Raw genomic sequence first — 17,899 nt, 5'->3', positions numbered from 1 at the left:
ATTAGATAGTAGCTAAAATAATAAAGTTCAAGATAAACAAAATATCAACCACCCACAAAGCAAGCGATACTTCTTTTGCTTGTCCTTTAACTACCTTAACGATTGTATACATAATAAAACCAGCAGCAATTCCATAAGAAATGCTATAGCAAAGTCCCATAAAAATTGAAGCAAAGAAAGCAGGTAAAGCTTCATCAAGATTTCCCCATTTGATATCCGCAAATGATGCCATCATCATCACGCCTACTAAAATCAAGGCAGAAGCTGTTGCTTGTGCAGGCACAATCGCGATCAACGGAGAAAATAAACTACTTAATGCAAACAAGATAGCGACAACTACTGATGTTAAACCAGTTCGTCCCCCTGCCCCAATTCCAGCAGCAGATTCAACATATGTTGTTGTATTTGATGTACCAAAAACTGCACCTACGGAAGTCGCAATTGCGTCAGCAAACAAAGCTTTATCCATTTTTGTTTTGAATCCTTTTCCGTCTTCTAACGCATCCTCATCTTCTTTTGAGAAAATGCCTGTACGACGTCCTGTTCCGATAAATGTACCAATCGTGTCAAATGTATCGGATAAACTAAATGCAATGATTGTCATTAAAACTTGTGGAAGTCTTGAACTATCACTGAATAAAGATTGCATTCCCTCTGCTCCAAAAGCAGCTCCAAAGGTTGTTCCTAATTCTTTAACTGAGTTTCCTAATGAATTAGCTTGCCAATCAATGGCTTGAAGATCGACTACACCCATTAATACACCTAAGATAGTTGTCACTACAATCCCAATCAACATTGCACCGCGAACATTTTTAACTACTAAAATTGCGGTAATAACTAACCCAATAACTGCTAATAAAATTGGTGCATTATTGAAATTTGCTAAAGCTGGAACAATTCCACCATTAATGGTTACATTTGTTGCTTTGCCACTTTCAACGACGGAACTCGTAATTGCTGATTGATCCGCACTGAAAGAAAGAAACCCAGCATTTTTAATACCAACATACGCAACGAAAATCCCAATCCCCCCACCAATGGCATGTTGTAAACTTTCTGGAATTGCATGAATAATCATTTTTCGAATTTTTGTTACTGTAATAAAAATATTGATCAAACCACAAATAAAGACCATTGCCAAAGCTTCCTGCCAAGAATAACCAAGACCGAATACTACAGTAAAAGTAAAGAAGGCATTCAAACCCATTCCTGGTGCTTGCGCATACGGAACATTCGCAAACAATCCCATGACTAACGTCCCGATAACTGAAGCGATAATCGTTGCCAAGAAAACTGCTTGAAATGGCATCCCTGAAGCTGATAAAATCGTTGGGTTAACAAAAAGAATGTAACTCATTGCAAAGAACGTCGTAACCCCCGCCATTATTTCTGTTGATACATTTGTTTTGTTTTCCTTCAATCCGAAAAACTTATCCATAAAAAATTCCACTCCCTGATTTTTTCTGATGAGGAAAGATAATAAATAAGACCAACGCATGATTTCCTCGAACAATTATTGATTATATAGTTGCTTCATTCGTTTTTCAACTAAAAATTTATATTTAATCATCAAAAAGAAAATAATGTTCGTGTTTTTCTCTGATTTTTTCAAAAAAGCTTGCTTTTCATTCTTTGGTTATTGATTTTGTCACTTGTTTATTACGTCAAATATGCTAGACTAAAACAAATATCAGCTGAGAAAGGACTATCGCCATTGAATAAAAAGCTAATTGCCATTGATTTAGATGGGACTACTCTGAATCAAGACTCTTTAATTACAACTAAAACTGAACAAACCTTAAAAAAAGCCATTGCAGCAGGTCACTATGTTAGTATCGCTACTGGCAGACCTTTTCGAATGAGTTATCAATTTTATCAACAGTTAGAATTAACAACCCCAATGGTTAACTTTAATGGGGCTCTTGTACACATTCCTAATCAACTTTGGAGTGGCGAAAAGGAATCACAAATCAACCGTGAGATTGCTTTTGAAATTGTCTCACAAAAAAAAGCATTGAATCTTGACTTCGTTGCTGCTGAAAATCGCGAAACATTTTTTATCGATAGCTTAGAATTTTTCGATGAAAAAATTTTTGCTTCTTCAAATCCAAGTGAAAAAAATCTGCTTTCCCCTCAAAACTTAATAACTAACCCGACTTCTCTATTAGTTCGTACAGAAAAACAATTTGCCGAGCAAGTATCAAATGAATTGACACGGCAATTCGGCAGTTATGTAGATGTCCGCACTTGGGGTGGCCCAACAGCCATTCTAGAAATTGTTTCTAAAGGAATCGAAAAAGCAAAGGGTGTTCATCAAGTAGCTAATTATCTGGATATCAAACAAGAAGATGTCATCGCGTTTGGCGATGAACACAATGATCTTGAATTATTAGAGTATGCTGGTTGGGGCGTTGCTATGGCAAATGGTACAGATCAGCTAAAAGGCATCGCTAATGATATTACGGAAAAAACAAACCAAGAAGATGGCTTAGCTGACCATTTAGAAAAATTACTTCAACTATAATTTGTATCTATTAGAATAGAAACAAAATAAAAAAGCCTAGGACAGTCAATGGAGCAATCTTCAAAAGCTAGACAAAAATCTAACTTTTGAAGATTACTACATTCAATGCCTTAGGTTTTTTTGTAATGAAAAACTAACTCATTTAGAATCAATTCAAGCACTTCAGCCATTGAAAAATAAGTTTTCCAATGGCTGAAGTGCTTTTTCATTTATAAATAGTAACTCTCGTTTGCTTCTATCCTTCTTAAACAGTTACATAATCAATTGCTTCTGCTTGAGGAATTGTTTCATCAATAAAGTAAACTTTATACCAAGTCAAGAAGCTAAAAATTGTCCAAATCTTACGTTGCTCTTCTTTGATTCCTTCATGATGATTGTCCAATAGTTCCATGATTTTATCTTGATCAAAGAATTCTTTTGCAAAGTCGGCTTCAAATAAAGCTTTCACTTCTTGGTAACCATGTTCTTCTTTTAACCAAGCTTTGATTGGCACAGGGAAACCTAATTTCACACGGTTTGACCATTCTTCTGGCAACTGTTTGTTTGCTGCTTGTCTGAAAATATCTTTCGTGTTGTTTTGGTTTAATAAATATTTACTTGGAATTTGTTGTGCTAATTTCATCACTTCGATATCCAATAATGGCACACGAACTTCCAAAGAACTTGCCATTGATAATTTGTCGGCTTTCAACAAAATATCTTTTGGCATCCATTGGTGCAGGTCAACATATTGCATTTTATTGACTTCATCTTTGATTCCATCCGTTTTTTCGTAATGGACAGCCATGATTTCATTCACAGATGGTGCATCTTGATAAGTCGCTGTCAATAAATCAGCGGCTTCCTTTTCCTCAAAAACACGTGCATGACCAATGAAATACTCTTTAGCTGGCGCAAGTGATTCATATAAATGAATACGTCCGTGGAAGTTTTTCATTTTACCAATTTTACGGCCTAAACTATAGCGTGTTCCTTTTGGTAATTTTTTCAATCCTTGTGCAATCACACGAATAAATTTTGAGTTTGTATGGAAACCATATGTTTGGTAACCCGCAAATAATTCATCCGCTCCTTCACCGGATTGAACCACACGAACACTTTGTGAAGCAAGATTAGCTAAAAAATACAAAGGAACACAAGAAGGGTTTGAATCTGGCTCATCCAAATGATATTGGATTAATGGGAATGCTTTGAATGACATATCTCCGTCGATAACCGCCGCAGTATTGTCTAAATCTAAAATCTCTGTTAATTTACGTGCTTCAATTGCCTCATTATACGTTTTATCATCAAAACCAATTGAAAATGAATGATCGGGTTTTAAAACAGAGGTTACGTAACTTGAGTCAACACCACTTGAAAGGAATGAGCCAACTTCAACATCACTGATTGTGTGTGCTTTAATTGAAGCTTTAACTGTTTCATCAATTTTGTCAATCCATTCTTGGCGAGAATGTGTACCTTTTGTTTCAAAATCAGCATCCCAATATTCTTGAATATCTAACTTGCCGTCTTTATAAGTAAAATAATGGCCTTCTGGTAAACGGTATACATCTTTAAAGAACGTTTCACCATTTAAAGGTGAATATTGGAAAGTCATATAAGGTTTCAATGCTTCCTTATTTAATTCTTTTTTGAAATCAGGATGTGGTAAGAAACTTTTGATTTCTGAACCAAACATGAATGTACCATTCATGCTTGCATAGTAATAAGGTTTGATTCCAAAGTGATCACGGGCACCGAAAAGTTCATTTTTTTCATTGTCCCAAATAGCGAAAGCAAACATTCCACGAATTTTTTGTAATAATTCTGTTCCCCATTCTTCATAACCATGAAGTAGGACTTCCGTGTCAGCATGTGTGCGAAAAACATGTCCTGCGGCAAGTAATTCTTCTCTTAATGGACGATAGTTATAAATCTCACCATTAAAGATAATGATCTTTGTTCCATCTTCATTATAAATAGGCTGTGTTCCGCCTTCTAAATCAATAATACTCAATCTTCTAAAGCCTAAAGCAACGTGTTTATCGACATACTCACCAGAACTATTTGGTCCACGGTGTACAATGCGATCCATCATCGCGTTTACAACTGCACTCTTGTTATCTTTGTCATTGACAAAACCGACAATCCCGCACATTTAACTTTCACATCCTAATATAAATTACTTTTTCATTTTTTATTTCATGCTTCTCATCTTAACACACTCGAAAAGTGCTGGCGAAAGGTTCTTCCCTAACAGTTTCGTCACATGAAAATAAGTCATGAAAACTTTTGCACATTTAATAAAAAGTTTTTCAATAACTAATTTAACATGTTTTCTTTGATGATGCTATCTTAATCGCTCATGTTAAAAGAAATTTTTACTCTTTCATTTGTTCTATTCTATTTTTTTAATTGCACGACAACTAAAAAGGATTTTTTTTTACTTTTCTCTCATTTTTATTCTATTAAACCTGTATTTATTCACGATTATTTTTTGTTTAGTCGTTATGTGACAAAACAAAAAAAAGATTGAGACATGAGCCTCAATCTTTTTGTTTATTCCAGTTTAATTAAGGAAGGTACAGGATTTGTGAATTTATAATAATGAAAGAAAAATACAGATAAATTCAATCGCAAAATAGTATTTTTTATGTAATACGAGCAAATACTGTTAATTACTCGTATTCAAAACGTAGTCAAAAACGTAATTAAAAAATCGGGTAAGTGTTCGATAAATCTAAATAATATATGTACTGACCCTCATTTTTTGAGGGACTTATTTTTATAGTTTATTCGCGTTCAAACTTTACAAAAAGAACATTCGTTCGTATAATACTTTTGAGGTGATCTTATGTTTGAGATTGACGGAGTCTATCTGTGGTTCAATTATGATCCAACGCACAAATTTGTTAATGATCTATATAAATTTTGGGACACCGAAATCATATTTGAAGCTATCGAGGATAGGTTACTAATCAATTTATACTATAGTCAAAAAAATTACATTAAGATTTCCGCATCTAAGAGTAGAAATCGCAAGTCAGTTTATTTTTTATTTCATGCGAAAACAGACGTCCCAGATGTTCGCAAAAAACACCAACGTTATGATTACGTTGGCTATTCTTTCATCAAAAGTTAGAACAGTAAAGATTATGAACAGAATATTGAGAGTTTGAAGTATACAAAGCATAAACTGATGACATTTGAGGATTTACTTGTTTTACTTAAGAAGCAAAATGAAATATAGCATAGAAAAAAGACTATCTTAAGTATAGATTAAGATAGTCCCCTAAGGTTATTACTTGGAGAATAAATGCATGCAATCCAATCAATAGATCAGAAGGATCATAAAAAAATGCTAGCTTTTTAATGCGTTTCATCAACTTTTCTGTTAATCATTGGAAAGAATTTTAAGCAGTAGATTGCACAAATACCTACAACAACATAAATGATCTTTGCAAAAATGGTTGTTGAACCACCAGCGATCGTCGCAACTAAATCAAATTCGAACAGTCCTACCAACAACCAATTCAGTCCTCCCACAATCAACAAAGCTAATGCAATAATATCTAAAGTTTTCATTATAATTCTCCTTTCTTACTTGTTTAAACAATTATGTACCAAAAAAGAAATTATTGCTTGTATAACGCTCATGAATTACCTTCAAAGTTAATGAGTTACTTGCTTACGACACAAGAAGTTGCCGAAAAGCTCTCTGTTTCTGTGGGGACGGTTAATAATTTAGCCGCCTACAGCGGAGTTTTTTAATAAAACGTACAACGGTATGGTCAAATAAAGCTTGTATTTGATATGATTAAGTTGTCAAAAATTAGGAGGATGTAAATGAAAAAAGTGGTTAAAGTGTTTTTTGTTGGAATGTTAGCTTTGTTGTTTTTAACGGCTTGTGGTTCTTCAAAAGAAAAAGAAGAAAAAAACTACGAGTCTACTAATAGCTCAATCAAAGAAGCCGACACGAAACAAATAGCTGAATTTGCTACAATCGCCGAAACACAAATTAAAAGAATATACGCAATTGATAATTTCAAAATGGACTTACAGTCAGTAAAAGTAAATCAATTTCCAGATGACAAAAATACTGAAACTGGAGAAATATACAAAAATGTTTATAACGGAACCGGCGAGTTTACTTGGCAAGATAAAGTTTACAGTTATTCATTAATCTACTCTAAAAAAGATACAACTAAGTATTCTGTTCTGTATTTATATAGTAACTTAGATACAAACAAAGGTATAGACATACCGCTTGAAAGTGATCAATAGATAAAGTATATGTACTGCCCCTCAAAAAAACGAGGGGCTTATTTTTTTATAGTTTATTTGCATTCAAGCGACGTTGTAATTCTTTGACAGAATCAGAAACAGGGCTAATAATCCCATCCTGTGTCGTCCCAAGATATTTTTGTAATGCTTTAATAGTAGCTTGACCAAACAAACCATCTTGTGAAATACCCAAGAATTTTTGTAACGCCTTGACCACATTTGATCCAATCAAACTATTATCAAATTGAGCAGCATAGATATTTTGATTGTACTTCTGTTTGTATTGGTGACTAATAACACCATCTTTTCCAGCTGTATCGAAATATTCCTGTAGTCGTCTGGCTGTTGCATTTCCAAATTGTCCATCAACTTCTAACTGAATCATTTGTGGTTTATCGTCTGTGTTGCTAGCTGAACCACTTTCGATGATACGGTAAAAATTATGTTGTAGTCTCGTACCCATGTAAGCATCATTCGTATCAATCGCGATGCCATTATGTGTGTATGAACAATGAATAAATGAGCTGTTACTTAGAAAAATTCCCGTGTGACCAGCAGAACCGTTAGAACCGCCAGGGGTTCCAGATACAAAAATATCTCCTCGTTGTACTTCTGAACGACTAATTTTCTTTAGCTTCGTTCCAACCATACCAAACAAAGTCTCAGTATTTCCCATTGAGCCAGAAGGTAGGAAGCCTCCAGCAATCATTGCTAAGAAAACTGCAGAACTACAATCGTAACTATTTGGTCCTAAACGATGCGTCATCGAATAAGTAACTTTTCCTAAACGATTCTGCATCCACTGAATCATAACTTCTTTACTCATTATTTGACATCCTTTCGTTCGGTGAATTCTTGACCATCGCCGTAATTTGGTTGCCCATCAATTTTAGGCGTGTCATATTTCATCGCTTGTTCGCTGTCTGAAACGCCCTTTGTGGTCGGGTCAGTAACAACTCCTAAAATTGAAAGGAAAGCAAACGCTGCGTTAACAATATCAAGCAACTGCTTGTTAATTACATCAATTTCAAAATTATATCCAAACGGTACAGCAATAACTTGGGCTAAAAGCAATGCTGCGGGCACTACTGCTAGCCAAAACGATTTGTTTCTTCTTCGTACTTTCCAGTTAATATTTTTCATTTTCTAGTCTCCCTAAATAAAGTTTTAATTTGCTGCGTATGCTCCACTAGCTTTTCTGCGTGCGTGTCTAATCTTTCATCATGTTTCTTCAGTTCTTCGTGGATCGTAACACGATCAGATTTGCTTGATTCTAAATCTCTAGTCAACAAATCTAAGTTATGACTCACTTTAGATAATGTCTCTGTAATCTCTGAAAAAGAAGAAATGACAGGCTTTATCACTAACAAAACAAGAGAGACAATCGCTGTAATCGAACCAGCAATTGCTCCCCACTTCCCAACATCTATCACTTACTCACCAACTTTCCCCAAAATAAAAAGACGTACTTTTTAGCTCGTCTTAAAAATTAGATATTCTACTTAATATCAAAAACGGATGTTTCAGACTTTTATTATTCGGATCCCAGCATCCTTACCAACCTTGGTCCATACAAGGCATAACCTGCATTGTTCGGATGCAGACCATCTCGTGTATAGATATCGAATGTATATTTTCCAATTCCTGAACGCCTAAACAAATCAAAAACAGGCGCACCGTAATAGCCTGATATAGCAATAATGCCATCAGCCATTGCTTGATGCTTTACCATATCCCGTGTTTTATTTTGAAGTGGTGTCAGTAAATAAATGTCAACTGTTGGATAATTAAGCCGAATGTATTCAAGGATGGCGCGTAAAGCACCAAAACTTGTGCTTGTATCAAAATCTGTACTAGTTATTGTACCCACGTCTCCAGAAGAAACTCCAAAAGCCACATCATTTGTTCCGCAGGCAATGGTGACTATATCTATTCCTGTTAAGTCATAGTTTTCAAGGACAATTTTTTTATACAGATACAGCTCTTCTGCACCAGCTTTATTATTTTTCGCGAACGTCATATTTCCAACACCTTCGTTTGTAACAATTGCACCCGCTTCGCGAAAATAACTTTGATATCCTTTAATATTTTCACCATTGATTGTTTGACCATCCTGCCACGTGATACTGTCTCCAAATGTGATAACTTTTTTGTTTGCTAACGCACTTTCTTGTTGTAGCCACGATACTGAAACTTGATAAGGATAGTATTGAGTAGGTTTCTCTTTGCTAGGACGTAACATGTAATCATTCAAATGAGCGGTAGTTACAACTACACGTATATACATAGCGTTTTCAGGACGGGTCAAAGTATACCATCCTGCGGTATCACTATCTGAAAATCGTGCGAAAGTTATATATTTTAGATTCGCATCATAAAAACAGCCTGCTGTATTGTAGTAATGATTACAACCTAAGACAGTCATATCCTTAACACTGATGTAGCCGCTAATATTGGCTCCTGGCGCATCAACTACTACTCCAGTCAAATTCGCAATAGACTTATCTTTTTCGATCTTATCTTTGTTAAAGTAATTATCCAACTGCACACCTTCTAAGACTTCCCAGATCCCTTTTATTGAATCATTGATGTTTGTTGTTGCATCTGTGAGCATTTGATTGACAGCTTCACCGACTGTTTCGTCTAAGCCCTCTAGTGCACCATTTATTGCGTCTGTCGTTTCTTGCGTCATGCTATTAAGTAATTGTTGAAAGTCTTTAAAATAGTATTCTCCTTTGATTGAAACATCGCTATCAATCAATGATTTTTCAATAGTAAAGGTAAATGCTAAATTGTCTGTATAGGTGCCGTCCGGAAAATCAATATAAACATTCGCATCAACTTTTCCTTCGTAGTCCAAAAGCGTATCAGGCACTGGGTATTTAATAATGCCTCGCATATAGCTTTCAGTAATAAGTTGATTGTCAAAAATCGGAAACTCTTTTTTTTCTTCATCTACATAAATGTACATAAAAAGACGTACAGTCGCACCGATTAAATCGGTTGGACTGCCGTCTTGATTTTTAATCTCGAATTGCAAAGCATTCGAATTTTTCTCATAGGATTTAAAAGTAAAATTTGTAATCTTCGTTGCTTGCTTCATTGGCTTTGTCGGTACAACTATTTCTCCTGTTTTTCTAATCATTTTATCCCTCCTAATAAGTGAATTTCCGGGAAGCAGTTCCCCTTCCGTAACCTTTAACATTCACAGTTTTCGTGGAAGGATCAATTTCAATACAATAGAAACAGTCTTCTTTTACTGTGCCTGTCAAAGAATCACCTTCGCTATGCATAGCTCTAGCATGGCAAACTGAGTACCACGTGTCGTCAATTAGCCTCAAATGCTCAGAGTGAGTATGACCAGTAAAAGTTGCGATAAATTCGCCTGCAGCATTCGTGAAATCAACTTCCATTGAAAATGGAAAATCAGCGTTCGTACCAACAATAGTCAGTGTCTCTTTTCTTACAAAAGCACTAATTAACTGAATAAAAGAATCTACATTGACATTTATACCGTTCCCATCCAAATAGTCCGTAACAGGCACATGCATCAAGATAGCGATATGAGTTTTCTCATCAGCACTTTTTAATGCTTCATATACAAATTTGAGTTGATCGAAAGAATAACCATATGCGTCTTGAGCGGGGTATTTAATATGTCCGTTCTCATCTAAAATAGACGAGCGAACTAATGAATCTAGTCCAATCACTCGCAAAGTATAATCATCTTTTGGAATGTCATAAACATAATCTTGCTTTGTAGAAGAACGCGTTTCCCCGAACAAACGTTGAGTCCCTCTGAAAAGCGTAGCGAATTCTTCTTGGGTAATGATTTTATCTGTAGGAAGATACTCGTTGTTGTGACTCCAAGCAAAACCAAGACTCCCGTCATCATGATTTCCATTTACCATAAATTTTGGCGTTTTCGTTTCTCGAAACCAACGATCACAAAAACGTTTATAGTATTTTAATAGTTCGTCATGATCTGCATGATCGCTGTCACAGTTATCTCCGTTCGAATGAATCATATCGAACGAGCTTTGAATTGAAAGAATATTATTGAGTTTCTTTAACGCGAACTTTGAATACTTGTCACGATACGTATACTCATCGTAATGAGAATCGGTGACAAATCCAATATTGAATTTCGACTGATTGATGCCATTTTTAAATTCTTCTAACGCATTAAGGTGATAGAGTGCCGGCGTGATATCGCCGGCATCATCGGGGAAAAAGTCACCTGTCCTGAAAAGACCATTAATCGAATAGCCATGTGATCCTCCTTCCACAATTTTTAATTGAATTATGTTCCCGCTCTGAACACGACAATAAGTTGCGTTACCAGTTGCATCATATTGAGCTGTCAAACCAACATTTAAACTATTAAACGTTTTAAACCCATCTGGCAAATTCGCAATATCAATTACTTGACCTGCTGTAACGCTTGTAGGTGAGGTCCATCGAATCATCAAGAATACCCAATCGCCCATTCTTTCTAAGACCATTGTTGGATCGGCATCTGAATTGTAGACTAAAAACATTTCTTTTCTACCGCTCATTTGGGTTGTCGGTATTCTACTCTCGCTAATTAATAATGCTGTTTTTTGTGGTGTCATTAGCTTTTTATCGTCCATTGCATCAATAGCTTCACTACTTGTACTTAGTCGCGCATCAGTTTGTTGTGTAACACGTTGAGGCGTCATAAATTTATTTGCGGCAATCCCTTCTTCCGCATCGATCTTTGAAGCTGTCTTAAAATTATCTATTTGAGTTGTACGCCCATCAATTTCTGCAAGTTTGTCAATCAATCCACTAAAATCTTTGTTTTCTACTATTCCAGCAATCAAATATTTATAACGCTCATAATATTGAACTAGCTCTTCTAAATCCCAAAAGTAATTGCCTTCCCAAATGTTTTTTCGAATTCCAGGAAGCACTCGATAACGAAACGGCATTGTACTAAATAGGTCAGCCTCTGGATAATCACCATCAGCAAAACTGAACCACGCTTCAAATTCGCCAATTTTTTGTAAAAACGGATCAATTAATGTATAGATGATTCGACTGCTGTCGTAATAGATTTGTTCTACTTTATCTCGGACTTTATAAGGTCCAATTCGAGCGTTAAAAAAAACAATTTTTTCTTCAAATTTTAATAATTTGCCTTCTTCAATAATTTCTGCTTCGAAAATCTGACTATTCTTGTCATCTTGTATGACTCGAATTAAAGGCACGTTGTTGTTCGGTTCGGTCGTGCTTAGTACCATTTTATGAATTGGCATTATTTTCCTCCTTTAAAAAGCAATATAGTTCCTTGGATTATGGAAATGATTACTTGATGACGGATAAAACTCATCCATAAATTGAAAATGCAGATGTTCACCTGTCGAGGGCCCAGTCGTGCCCATCAAGCCAATTTGCTGACCAGCCTTTACCGTTTGACCTTTAGAAACGTCTACTCGGCTTTGATGCGCGTAGCCAGTATACATTCCATCCCCATGTTTTATAACGGTGTAATTTCCGTACCAATCAAAATATTCTGCACCTGCAGTGATAACTTCACCATCACCTGCTGCAAAAATTGGCGTGTTCGGATTTCCATTCACCAAATCAATCCCATTGTGAAATTCTTGCGCGCCAGTTATTGGACTTGTTCGCCAGCCAAATTCGCTAGTAACCGTGACTGGATTTGCAATTGGTTTTACATAACCTTTCGATTCTGGTATTTTCAGATTTACAAATTTGTCATACCACTCTTGTGCCCACACGCTTCTTTCTGGGTGCGGATCACGTGGACGCTCAAAGTTAGCTACAAATGCTTGTGCAGCTGTGTTGATATCGGTTAAATTCATGAATTGAGTCCAAGAATAAGGATAAGAACTTGTCGCAATCCACTGTCCATTTGGTGCATGCCACATCAAGAGTTTGAATTGAGCTGTGATTGTATCAGGATTGTCAGTGACTCCTGCTCGTGTCATGAGATTAATCATATAAACACGTCCAGAACTTGCTCCAGAACTATCTGTCCATTGCCAAACCCCATAACCGAAACCAGGACGTCCGCCGCCCTCATCAGCTGTTGGATTGGCATCAGATTCACCTTGTGCATTCCCGAGTAAAGCGGCAGCGGCTTGTTTAGAGAACCCAGCACTAATAGCCATCGCCCAAATCTGCCAGTAACGTTTGTCACGGTCAGAGGTTACTTCGGGTGGATACTGACCGTTCCAGCTTCCACCATTCCCTCCGCTTCCGCTATCGCCAGTAATTTCTTTACCTTTCACGCTGAGCTTTCCTTGAATGTCTAAATCACCGTAATAAAATGCCTTACCATTTCCAAGCATTACCAAACCTTTTCCTACATTAGGTGAAATTAAAATATATTTTCCTTCACCGTTCGTACGAATAACTAAAGAATTGTCTTCAATCGGCGTTGGTGTAGAAGCACCTGGAAAAGGATTACCTGCGGAATTCGTAGTACCAATCGTCCCAATGTTAGAACCACCACTATTCCAGAACTCCATGCCTTTTTTTGTTAGTTCCATTATTTTTTTATTTTCATTCCAAATTTGCAACGTACCTTTCACTAATTTAAGTACATCACCATAAGCATTAAACGAGCTTTCAAATACATCTGCTTGAATAGTCCCAACTTTAATAAAGTCAGCAACGATTTCCCCTTTTGATGTCATTGCTAAACCGAACGGACCATTCACGCCATTGCTTGAATAGCCCAAGCCGTTCAAGTTCCATCGCCATACCCGTTTTGCTGTAGCAACTTTGTTGGTATCCATGATAAGTATTTCTGACGGTGCTTTTTCTGGACGAAAAACGACGTGCCCACCAGAATTTCCAGTAATCCACGCCGTTGCATTTAAAACATTTTGAACTAAAGTTTCTGTTCGATTATCAATTTTTTTCTTTAGTTCTTGTGTTTGAGTGCTTACTTTAGAAGTGTAAAGTGATAAATCGTTGCCTAATACGATATCTTTGAATTTACCGATGGTCGGAAACCAAGTATACTCCACCATTCGTTCCGCAATTTCAATATCTATTTCTTTTGCTCGTACATGTGCAACATCTCCAAAATGTAACGAGGCTAACTCTTGATACATTTCACCATATTCTAGCGTATGTTCGAGTGCAACCATGCTGACCTTGTGAGTTGCTTTTGGTTCATGAATTTTATCATTCGTAAAAAGTGTGTTTCCCCACTTAATCAAATCAGCAACGGTTTTACACTCTGAATTTTCTCGTTTGCCAATTCGTCGATTTGAATCATCTACACCACTAACTTCTAAATAACCGTACTCAATTGGTTCTTTGTCCTCGTCATAGTCGTTGTCAGGAACACCGCCAATCAAGTACAAACTATTAATGATAGATTCCTCGTCAATTTCTTCCTCAATCGCTTCTAAGTTGACGCCAAAATCAATACGAAATCCATTATCAGCCCCGATTTGTTTTACTAGCTTCAAATCGTAGTTATCCATGTCAAGTTCTGCACCTGTCACACCAACGAGGTTCTGATTACCATTATTCGAGCCAATAATCGCTTCTACTGGTGCAACTTGCTTTGCGGTAAATTGATGCACAGTGCCAACGTTTGATAAATAGTTGAACTTTTGCGAAAACGCAAGATTGTTTTTCAAGTTATTCATAATCTGCGTGCCATTTCCATTATCAGTAAATGATTTAACAATGAAATTTTTATTGGCCATAAAACCAATGTGACGTGCAGTTACTGAAACAGATTCCAAATTCTTTTTCACATTGTAGATTTCAAAATATTGATATGAATCATCTTCAACTTTTGCTCTCAAAAAATTACCTTTTTTTAAATAAGAACGATATTGTCCGTCCCTAGCATAATTTCCATAAAAACGATACGCACCATTTAACACACGGTTAACTTCCGGCAAATCCACCCAATCGACAAGTGATTTACCATTATCACTTAGATTGTCCGGCATTTTTTCATAAGCATAAATAAAATTTTGTGTCACAAATACACACTCCTGTTCAATAATTTTATTTGGCTAAAACTGCCAGAAATTTTTATTGTGTTCCATCCAGGTTGAATGGTCGGCCAATCGCCACGAGTAAATAACGGGACATTATCTTGCATTGCTTTTCCTAACTCAGTATCAACAATAATTTTTGAAGCCAACGTGTTTAAAAGTGTCAGAGTTTTTCCACCAATTTGAATCGAAATATCCCCACCTTTTGAATCAATTTCAAAATATGGATAAGCCATTTCATCCCCAAAATCATAAAATTGTTCACTTGTCGTTTGGATAATTTGCGGTTGTTCATTCAATGCTTTTTTGAACGGTTGACACCTAAAAGAAATATCAAACGTATAAAAAAAGCCCCATTCATTTTCAAATGAGACTTCTTTGCTCATATTACATATAGCATCTAAATATTTATCTGGATCATTATGCGTAATCAACCGACTTTTACCAGTAAGCCACTTCTTCACTTCTCTCAATCTATTGAAAGGAATAGTTACATCTTTAATTTCGAAATCAAACGGCTCATAATCATTAAACGTTTCTGTTAGCTCACCGCTTCTACCAACAATAGAATAAGTGTCATATCGCTTTTGAGGGAGGATGTCAGGCAATTCTGTTTCGATTATACAATCCATATCGATTAACGCATTTAAACCTTTCCAAATGAAGTTAGGCTCATTTTGATTCATAAAATTCGTGCTCATCCTGGCACCCCTCCCAAATCATAAATCGCTTGTTTACTTGCTTGTTCAATTTTTCGATTCATTCGATCTAATTCAGACGGATTGTTAGCATCAACTTTTCCAATGTGAACATGTTGCTCAATAGAACCACTGCCAATTTTTCCACTAATGCCTTTTTTCTTTTCAGTATCTGATAATGGCGTAACTGTTGTTTTACCGTTTTCAACTGATAATAGTTCTGGACCAGCCTCACCTGTGATTGCTTGTCCATCAACTAAATGACCGCCTTTAGCCAAGTAAGGTATTTTAGAGATATTCACACTTTTACCACCGATCAATGGCATCCATTTCGGGGTTGAAATATTGTTTAAACCACTAATTAGATTATTAACCATCCCAATAATCATGTTGATAGGCGCTTTTGCTAATGCAACCATCCCCTCAAATATACCTCCGAAGATATCTTGAACTCCTTGCCAAGCAAGCTGCCAATTTCCAGTAAACACACCCGTAATAAAATCAATAAAGCCACCAAGAATTCTCGAACCTATATCGTAAAATGTCTGAAATGTACCTAGAATTCCTTCAAAAACACCGCTAATATAACCTGCCATAAAATTAAAAATTTCAACAGCTACATCTGATACACCTTTAAAAAAGGCATTCACTCCGTCATGAAACCATTCGACGTTGTTGTAAGCCCAAACAAGACCAGCGACAAGCGCAGCTATCGCGACAATTGCTATTGCAAACACTCCTCCACTTAATCCTAATAACGTTGAAAGAGTTTGCCAGACCGCTATTAACGATTTCACTCCTGCAACCACTTTACCCACAGAACTCATCAAAGTGCCTAAGATAATTAACATTGGCCCAATCGCTGCAATAACTCCACCAATAACAATTATCGTTTGCTTTTGCTCGTCTGATAAATTACTGAACCACGAACTCACTTCACGGATTGCATTGCTTGCTGCTTCGAATGCCGGCAATAGTGCAATTTGAACTTGGTTCCCTAGCTCCCCCATGCCGACCATCATTTGATTTTTAGCTTGCTCGGCTTTTGCTAATGGCGTTTGAATATTTTCAAAAGTTTCGTCTACAGCCCCTGCCGCATTGCTCGCAGCATTAGCAAAACCATCCATAGACAACGCTCCACTGTCGATTGCTTCAATCATTTTGCTTGCTGCTTTAGTACCGAAGATTTCGCTTGCGATATTCATCTTTTCTTGTTCCGTAGTGGCAGCTTTAACAGCTTTAATTGTTCCGCTCAAGCCATCTTGCATCGTTTTATTGTCTTTAGCATATGCGACACTAGCCTTACCTAAATAACCAAGCGTACTCGTGGAATCAACACCAGCTTTTTCCATCTGACCTATTAACATAGTTGATTCAGAAAAACCAAGCCCCATAGCTTTTAACTGAGGTGCCCCTGCGTTTACCGCGTTAAATAATTGATCTACACCGACCCCAGTATCTTGACTAGTTTTCGTAACCGAATCCAAAATCATAGGCAAATTTTCAATAGACAGTCTAAATAATTCCATCGATTGTTTTGCATTGATTGTTGATTGAGAAACATCTGCATCATTGATTTTCGCAAATTTTAGGAAGTTCTCGGTAGTTGTTTCTAATGCTTCATCCATCAAACCGAACTGTGTATTTACTTCCCCAATTCCAGTTCCGATGTCTTCGAGTTCCGCAGGTATAACATTCACAACGTTTTTAAAACTATCTTGTAAAGAATCTAATTGATCTCCAGTTGCTCCTGTCGCCGTCGTAATACCATTAAGCACATCATTTAAATCTTTAGAAGCTGCTAAAGCTGCAGCTCCAATTCCTAAGATGGGTGTAGTTAAACCCAGCGTCATCTTTTTCCCTACGCCAGCTACTTTTTCACCCGTCTCTTCGATTTTTTGGATTTTTTTAGCAGTATCAATAGAGATGTCGCCCTGTTCTTTCAAAGCACTATTGGTTTCTTCAAGCGCTGCCCTTAACTTATTTTCTCCTGTTTCAGATTCTAACAATCGTTTGTGAAGCTTTTGCGATTCTGCTGAATATTCTCCTGTTTCTTTGATGGATTTTTCATATTCTTCCCTCAAAAGTTTTGTGCGCTGTTCAGCCAACTTGAGTTGTTTTTCTAGTTTTTGTTTAGATGCTCTTAATTTTTCCGTTTGAGTAGCGTCTTTATCCATGGCAGATGTTTGGTTTTTGTACTCAGTAGCAGCTAAATTCATTTCTTTGTTAATTTCTTTGATTGTCTTTGAATAACTAACCTCGCCGTTCGTTTTAAAATTCAAAACAACGTCTGATTCTTTAGCCATTTTAGCGCCCCTTTCCTACTACCACCATGGACTCTTATCCATCGTTATGCTTTCAGGTGGTTCAAACTCCTTATTATTTTTTAACCA

Annotated in this window: 14 protein-coding genes and 1 pseudogene; 3 read left to right on the top strand and 12 right to left on the bottom strand. The window is 36.5% G+C overall.

The window, feature by feature from the left end:
- Position 1 precedes the first annotated feature (1 nt).
- The gene (locus tag AC4BC3_RS04270; RefSeq protein WP_206907852.1) at positions 2-1,438 is read right to left on the bottom strand and encodes an NCS2 family permease; all 1,437 of its coding nucleotides are present in this window, start codon (positions 1,436-1,438) and stop codon (positions 2-4) included.
- A gap of 276 nt (positions 1,439-1,714) precedes the next feature.
- On the opposite strand from AC4BC3_RS04270, the gene AC4BC3_RS04265 reads away from it, so the two are divergent.
- The gene (locus AC4BC3_RS04265; protein ID WP_206907850.1) at positions 1,715-2,524 is read left to right on the top strand and encodes a Cof-type HAD-IIB family hydrolase; all 810 of its coding nucleotides are present in this window, start codon (positions 1,715-1,717) and stop codon (positions 2,522-2,524) included.
- Between the two features lie 244 nt (positions 2,525-2,768).
- Here AC4BC3_RS04265 and asnB read toward each other — a convergent pair whose 3' ends face one another.
- Entirely contained in the window at positions 2,769-4,664 is a 1,896-nt protein-coding gene (gene asnB, locus AC4BC3_RS04260; RefSeq protein ID WP_490467068.1) for an asparagine synthase (glutamine-hydrolyzing), read from the bottom strand.
- A gap of 696 nt (positions 4,665-5,360) precedes the next feature.
- Here asnB and AC4BC3_RS04255 point away from each other — a divergent pair.
- Complete coding sequence (locus AC4BC3_RS04255; protein ID WP_490467067.1) at positions 5,361-5,648, top strand: DUF5960 family protein; 288 nt, start codon at positions 5,361-5,363, stop codon at positions 5,646-5,648.
- Positions 5,649-5,875: 227 nt separating this feature from the next.
- Here AC4BC3_RS04255 and AC4BC3_RS04250 read toward each other — a convergent pair whose 3' ends face one another.
- Positions 5,876-6,091 (bottom strand): DUF378 domain-containing protein, encoded by a 216-nt coding sequence (locus AC4BC3_RS04250; protein ID WP_490467066.1) that lies wholly within the window; start codon positions 6,089-6,091, stop codon positions 5,876-5,878.
- Positions 6,092-6,352: 261 nt separating this feature from the next.
- Here AC4BC3_RS04250 and AC4BC3_RS04245 point away from each other — a divergent pair, with 261 nt between their 5' ends.
- Complete coding sequence (locus AC4BC3_RS04245; RefSeq protein WP_490467065.1) at positions 6,353-6,790, top strand: hypothetical protein; 438 nt, start codon at positions 6,353-6,355, stop codon at positions 6,788-6,790.
- A gap of 46 nt (positions 6,791-6,836) precedes the next feature.
- Here the strand turns inward: AC4BC3_RS04245 and AC4BC3_RS04240 are convergent, their stop codons facing one another.
- From AC4BC3_RS04240 to AC4BC3_RS04200, 9 genes and pseudogenes are all read right to left on the bottom strand, one after another.
- A complete protein-coding gene (locus AC4BC3_RS04240; protein WP_490467287.1) occupies positions 6,837-7,619 on the bottom strand; it encodes a peptidoglycan amidohydrolase family protein in 783 nt (260 codons plus the stop codon).
- Complete coding sequence (locus AC4BC3_RS04235) at positions 7,616-7,933, bottom strand: phage holin (protein WP_490467064.1); 318 nt, start codon at positions 7,931-7,933, stop codon at positions 7,616-7,618. Before AC4BC3_RS04235 ends, AC4BC3_RS04240 begins: the two co-directional genes overlap by 4 nt.
- Positions 7,930-8,223, bottom strand: coding sequence for a hypothetical protein (locus tag AC4BC3_RS04230; protein ID WP_490467063.1), 294 nt, complete (start codon positions 8,221-8,223; stop codon positions 7,930-7,932). The genes AC4BC3_RS04235 and AC4BC3_RS04230 overlap by 4 nt, the downstream gene beginning before the upstream one ends.
- 101 nt (positions 8,224-8,324) lie before the next feature.
- Complete coding sequence (locus AC4BC3_RS04225) at positions 8,325-9,404, bottom strand: SGNH/GDSL hydrolase family protein (RefSeq protein ID WP_490467286.1); 1,080 nt, start codon at positions 9,402-9,404, stop codon at positions 8,325-8,327.
- A 26-nt stretch (positions 9,405-9,430) separates the two neighbouring features.
- Positions 9,431-9,935, bottom strand: a pseudogene (locus AC4BC3_RS04220) (BppU family phage baseplate upper protein); the annotation flags it as partial.
- Between the two features lie 10 nt (positions 9,936-9,945).
- Positions 9,946-12,072, bottom strand: coding sequence for a BppU family phage baseplate upper protein (locus AC4BC3_RS04215; protein ID WP_490467062.1), 2,127 nt, complete (start codon positions 12,070-12,072; stop codon positions 9,946-9,948).
- Between the two features lie 12 nt (positions 12,073-12,084).
- Positions 12,085-14,793, bottom strand: coding sequence for a phage tail tip lysozyme (locus AC4BC3_RS04210; protein ID WP_490467061.1), 2,709 nt, complete (start codon positions 14,791-14,793; stop codon positions 12,085-12,087).
- On the bottom strand, positions 14,790-15,509 hold the full coding sequence (locus AC4BC3_RS04205) for a phage tail protein (RefSeq protein WP_490467060.1): 720 nt from the start codon (positions 15,507-15,509) through the stop codon (positions 14,790-14,792). The genes AC4BC3_RS04210 and AC4BC3_RS04205 overlap by 4 nt, the downstream gene beginning before the upstream one ends.
- A complete protein-coding gene (locus tag AC4BC3_RS04200; RefSeq protein ID WP_490467059.1) occupies positions 15,506-17,812 on the bottom strand; it encodes a phage tail tape measure protein in 2,307 nt (768 codons plus the stop codon). Before AC4BC3_RS04200 ends, AC4BC3_RS04205 begins: the two co-directional genes overlap by 4 nt.
- Positions 17,813-17,899 lie beyond the last annotated feature (87 nt).

The organism is Enterococcus sp. AAFC-DPL-6103 (assembly GCF_058216595.1).
The sequence above is the reverse complement of the archived record's forward strand: the minus strand, read 5'-3'. Positions and strand labels throughout refer to the sequence as shown.

Bases quoted from the DNA above. Each gene is read 5' to 3' on its own strand.
- AC4BC3_RS04215 (WP_490467062.1), bottom strand. From the start codon at position 12,072: ATGCCAATTCATAAAATGGTACTAAGCACGACCGAACCGAACAACAAC.
- AC4BC3_RS04250 (WP_490467066.1), bottom strand. From the start codon at position 6,091: ATGAAAACTTTAGATATTATTGCATTAGCTTTGTTGATTGTGGGAGGA.
- AC4BC3_RS04225 (WP_490467286.1), bottom strand. From the start codon at position 9,404: ATGCTCACAGATGCAACAACAAACATCAATGATTCAATAAAAGGGATC.
- asnB (WP_490467068.1), bottom strand. From the start codon at position 4,664: ATGTGCGGGATTGTCGGTTTTGTCAATGACAAAGATAACAAGAGTGCA.
- AC4BC3_RS04205 (WP_490467060.1), bottom strand. From the start codon at position 15,509: ATGAGCACGAATTTTATGAATCAAAATGAGCCTAACTTCATTTGGAAA.
- AC4BC3_RS04245 (WP_490467065.1), top strand. From the start codon at position 6,353: ATGAAAAAAGTGGTTAAAGTGTTTTTTGTTGGAATGTTAGCTTTGTTG.
- AC4BC3_RS04200 (WP_490467059.1), bottom strand. From the start codon at position 17,812: ATGGCTAAAGAATCAGACGTTGTTTTGAATTTTAAAACGAACGGCGAG.
- AC4BC3_RS04255 (WP_490467067.1), top strand. From the start codon at position 5,361: ATGTTTGAGATTGACGGAGTCTATCTGTGGTTCAATTATGATCCAACG.
- AC4BC3_RS04270 (WP_206907852.1), bottom strand. From the start codon at position 1,438: ATGGATAAGTTTTTCGGATTGAAGGAAAACAAAACAAATGTATCAACA.
- AC4BC3_RS04235 (WP_490467064.1), bottom strand. From the start codon at position 7,933: ATGAAAAATATTAACTGGAAAGTACGAAGAAGAAACAAATCGTTTTGG.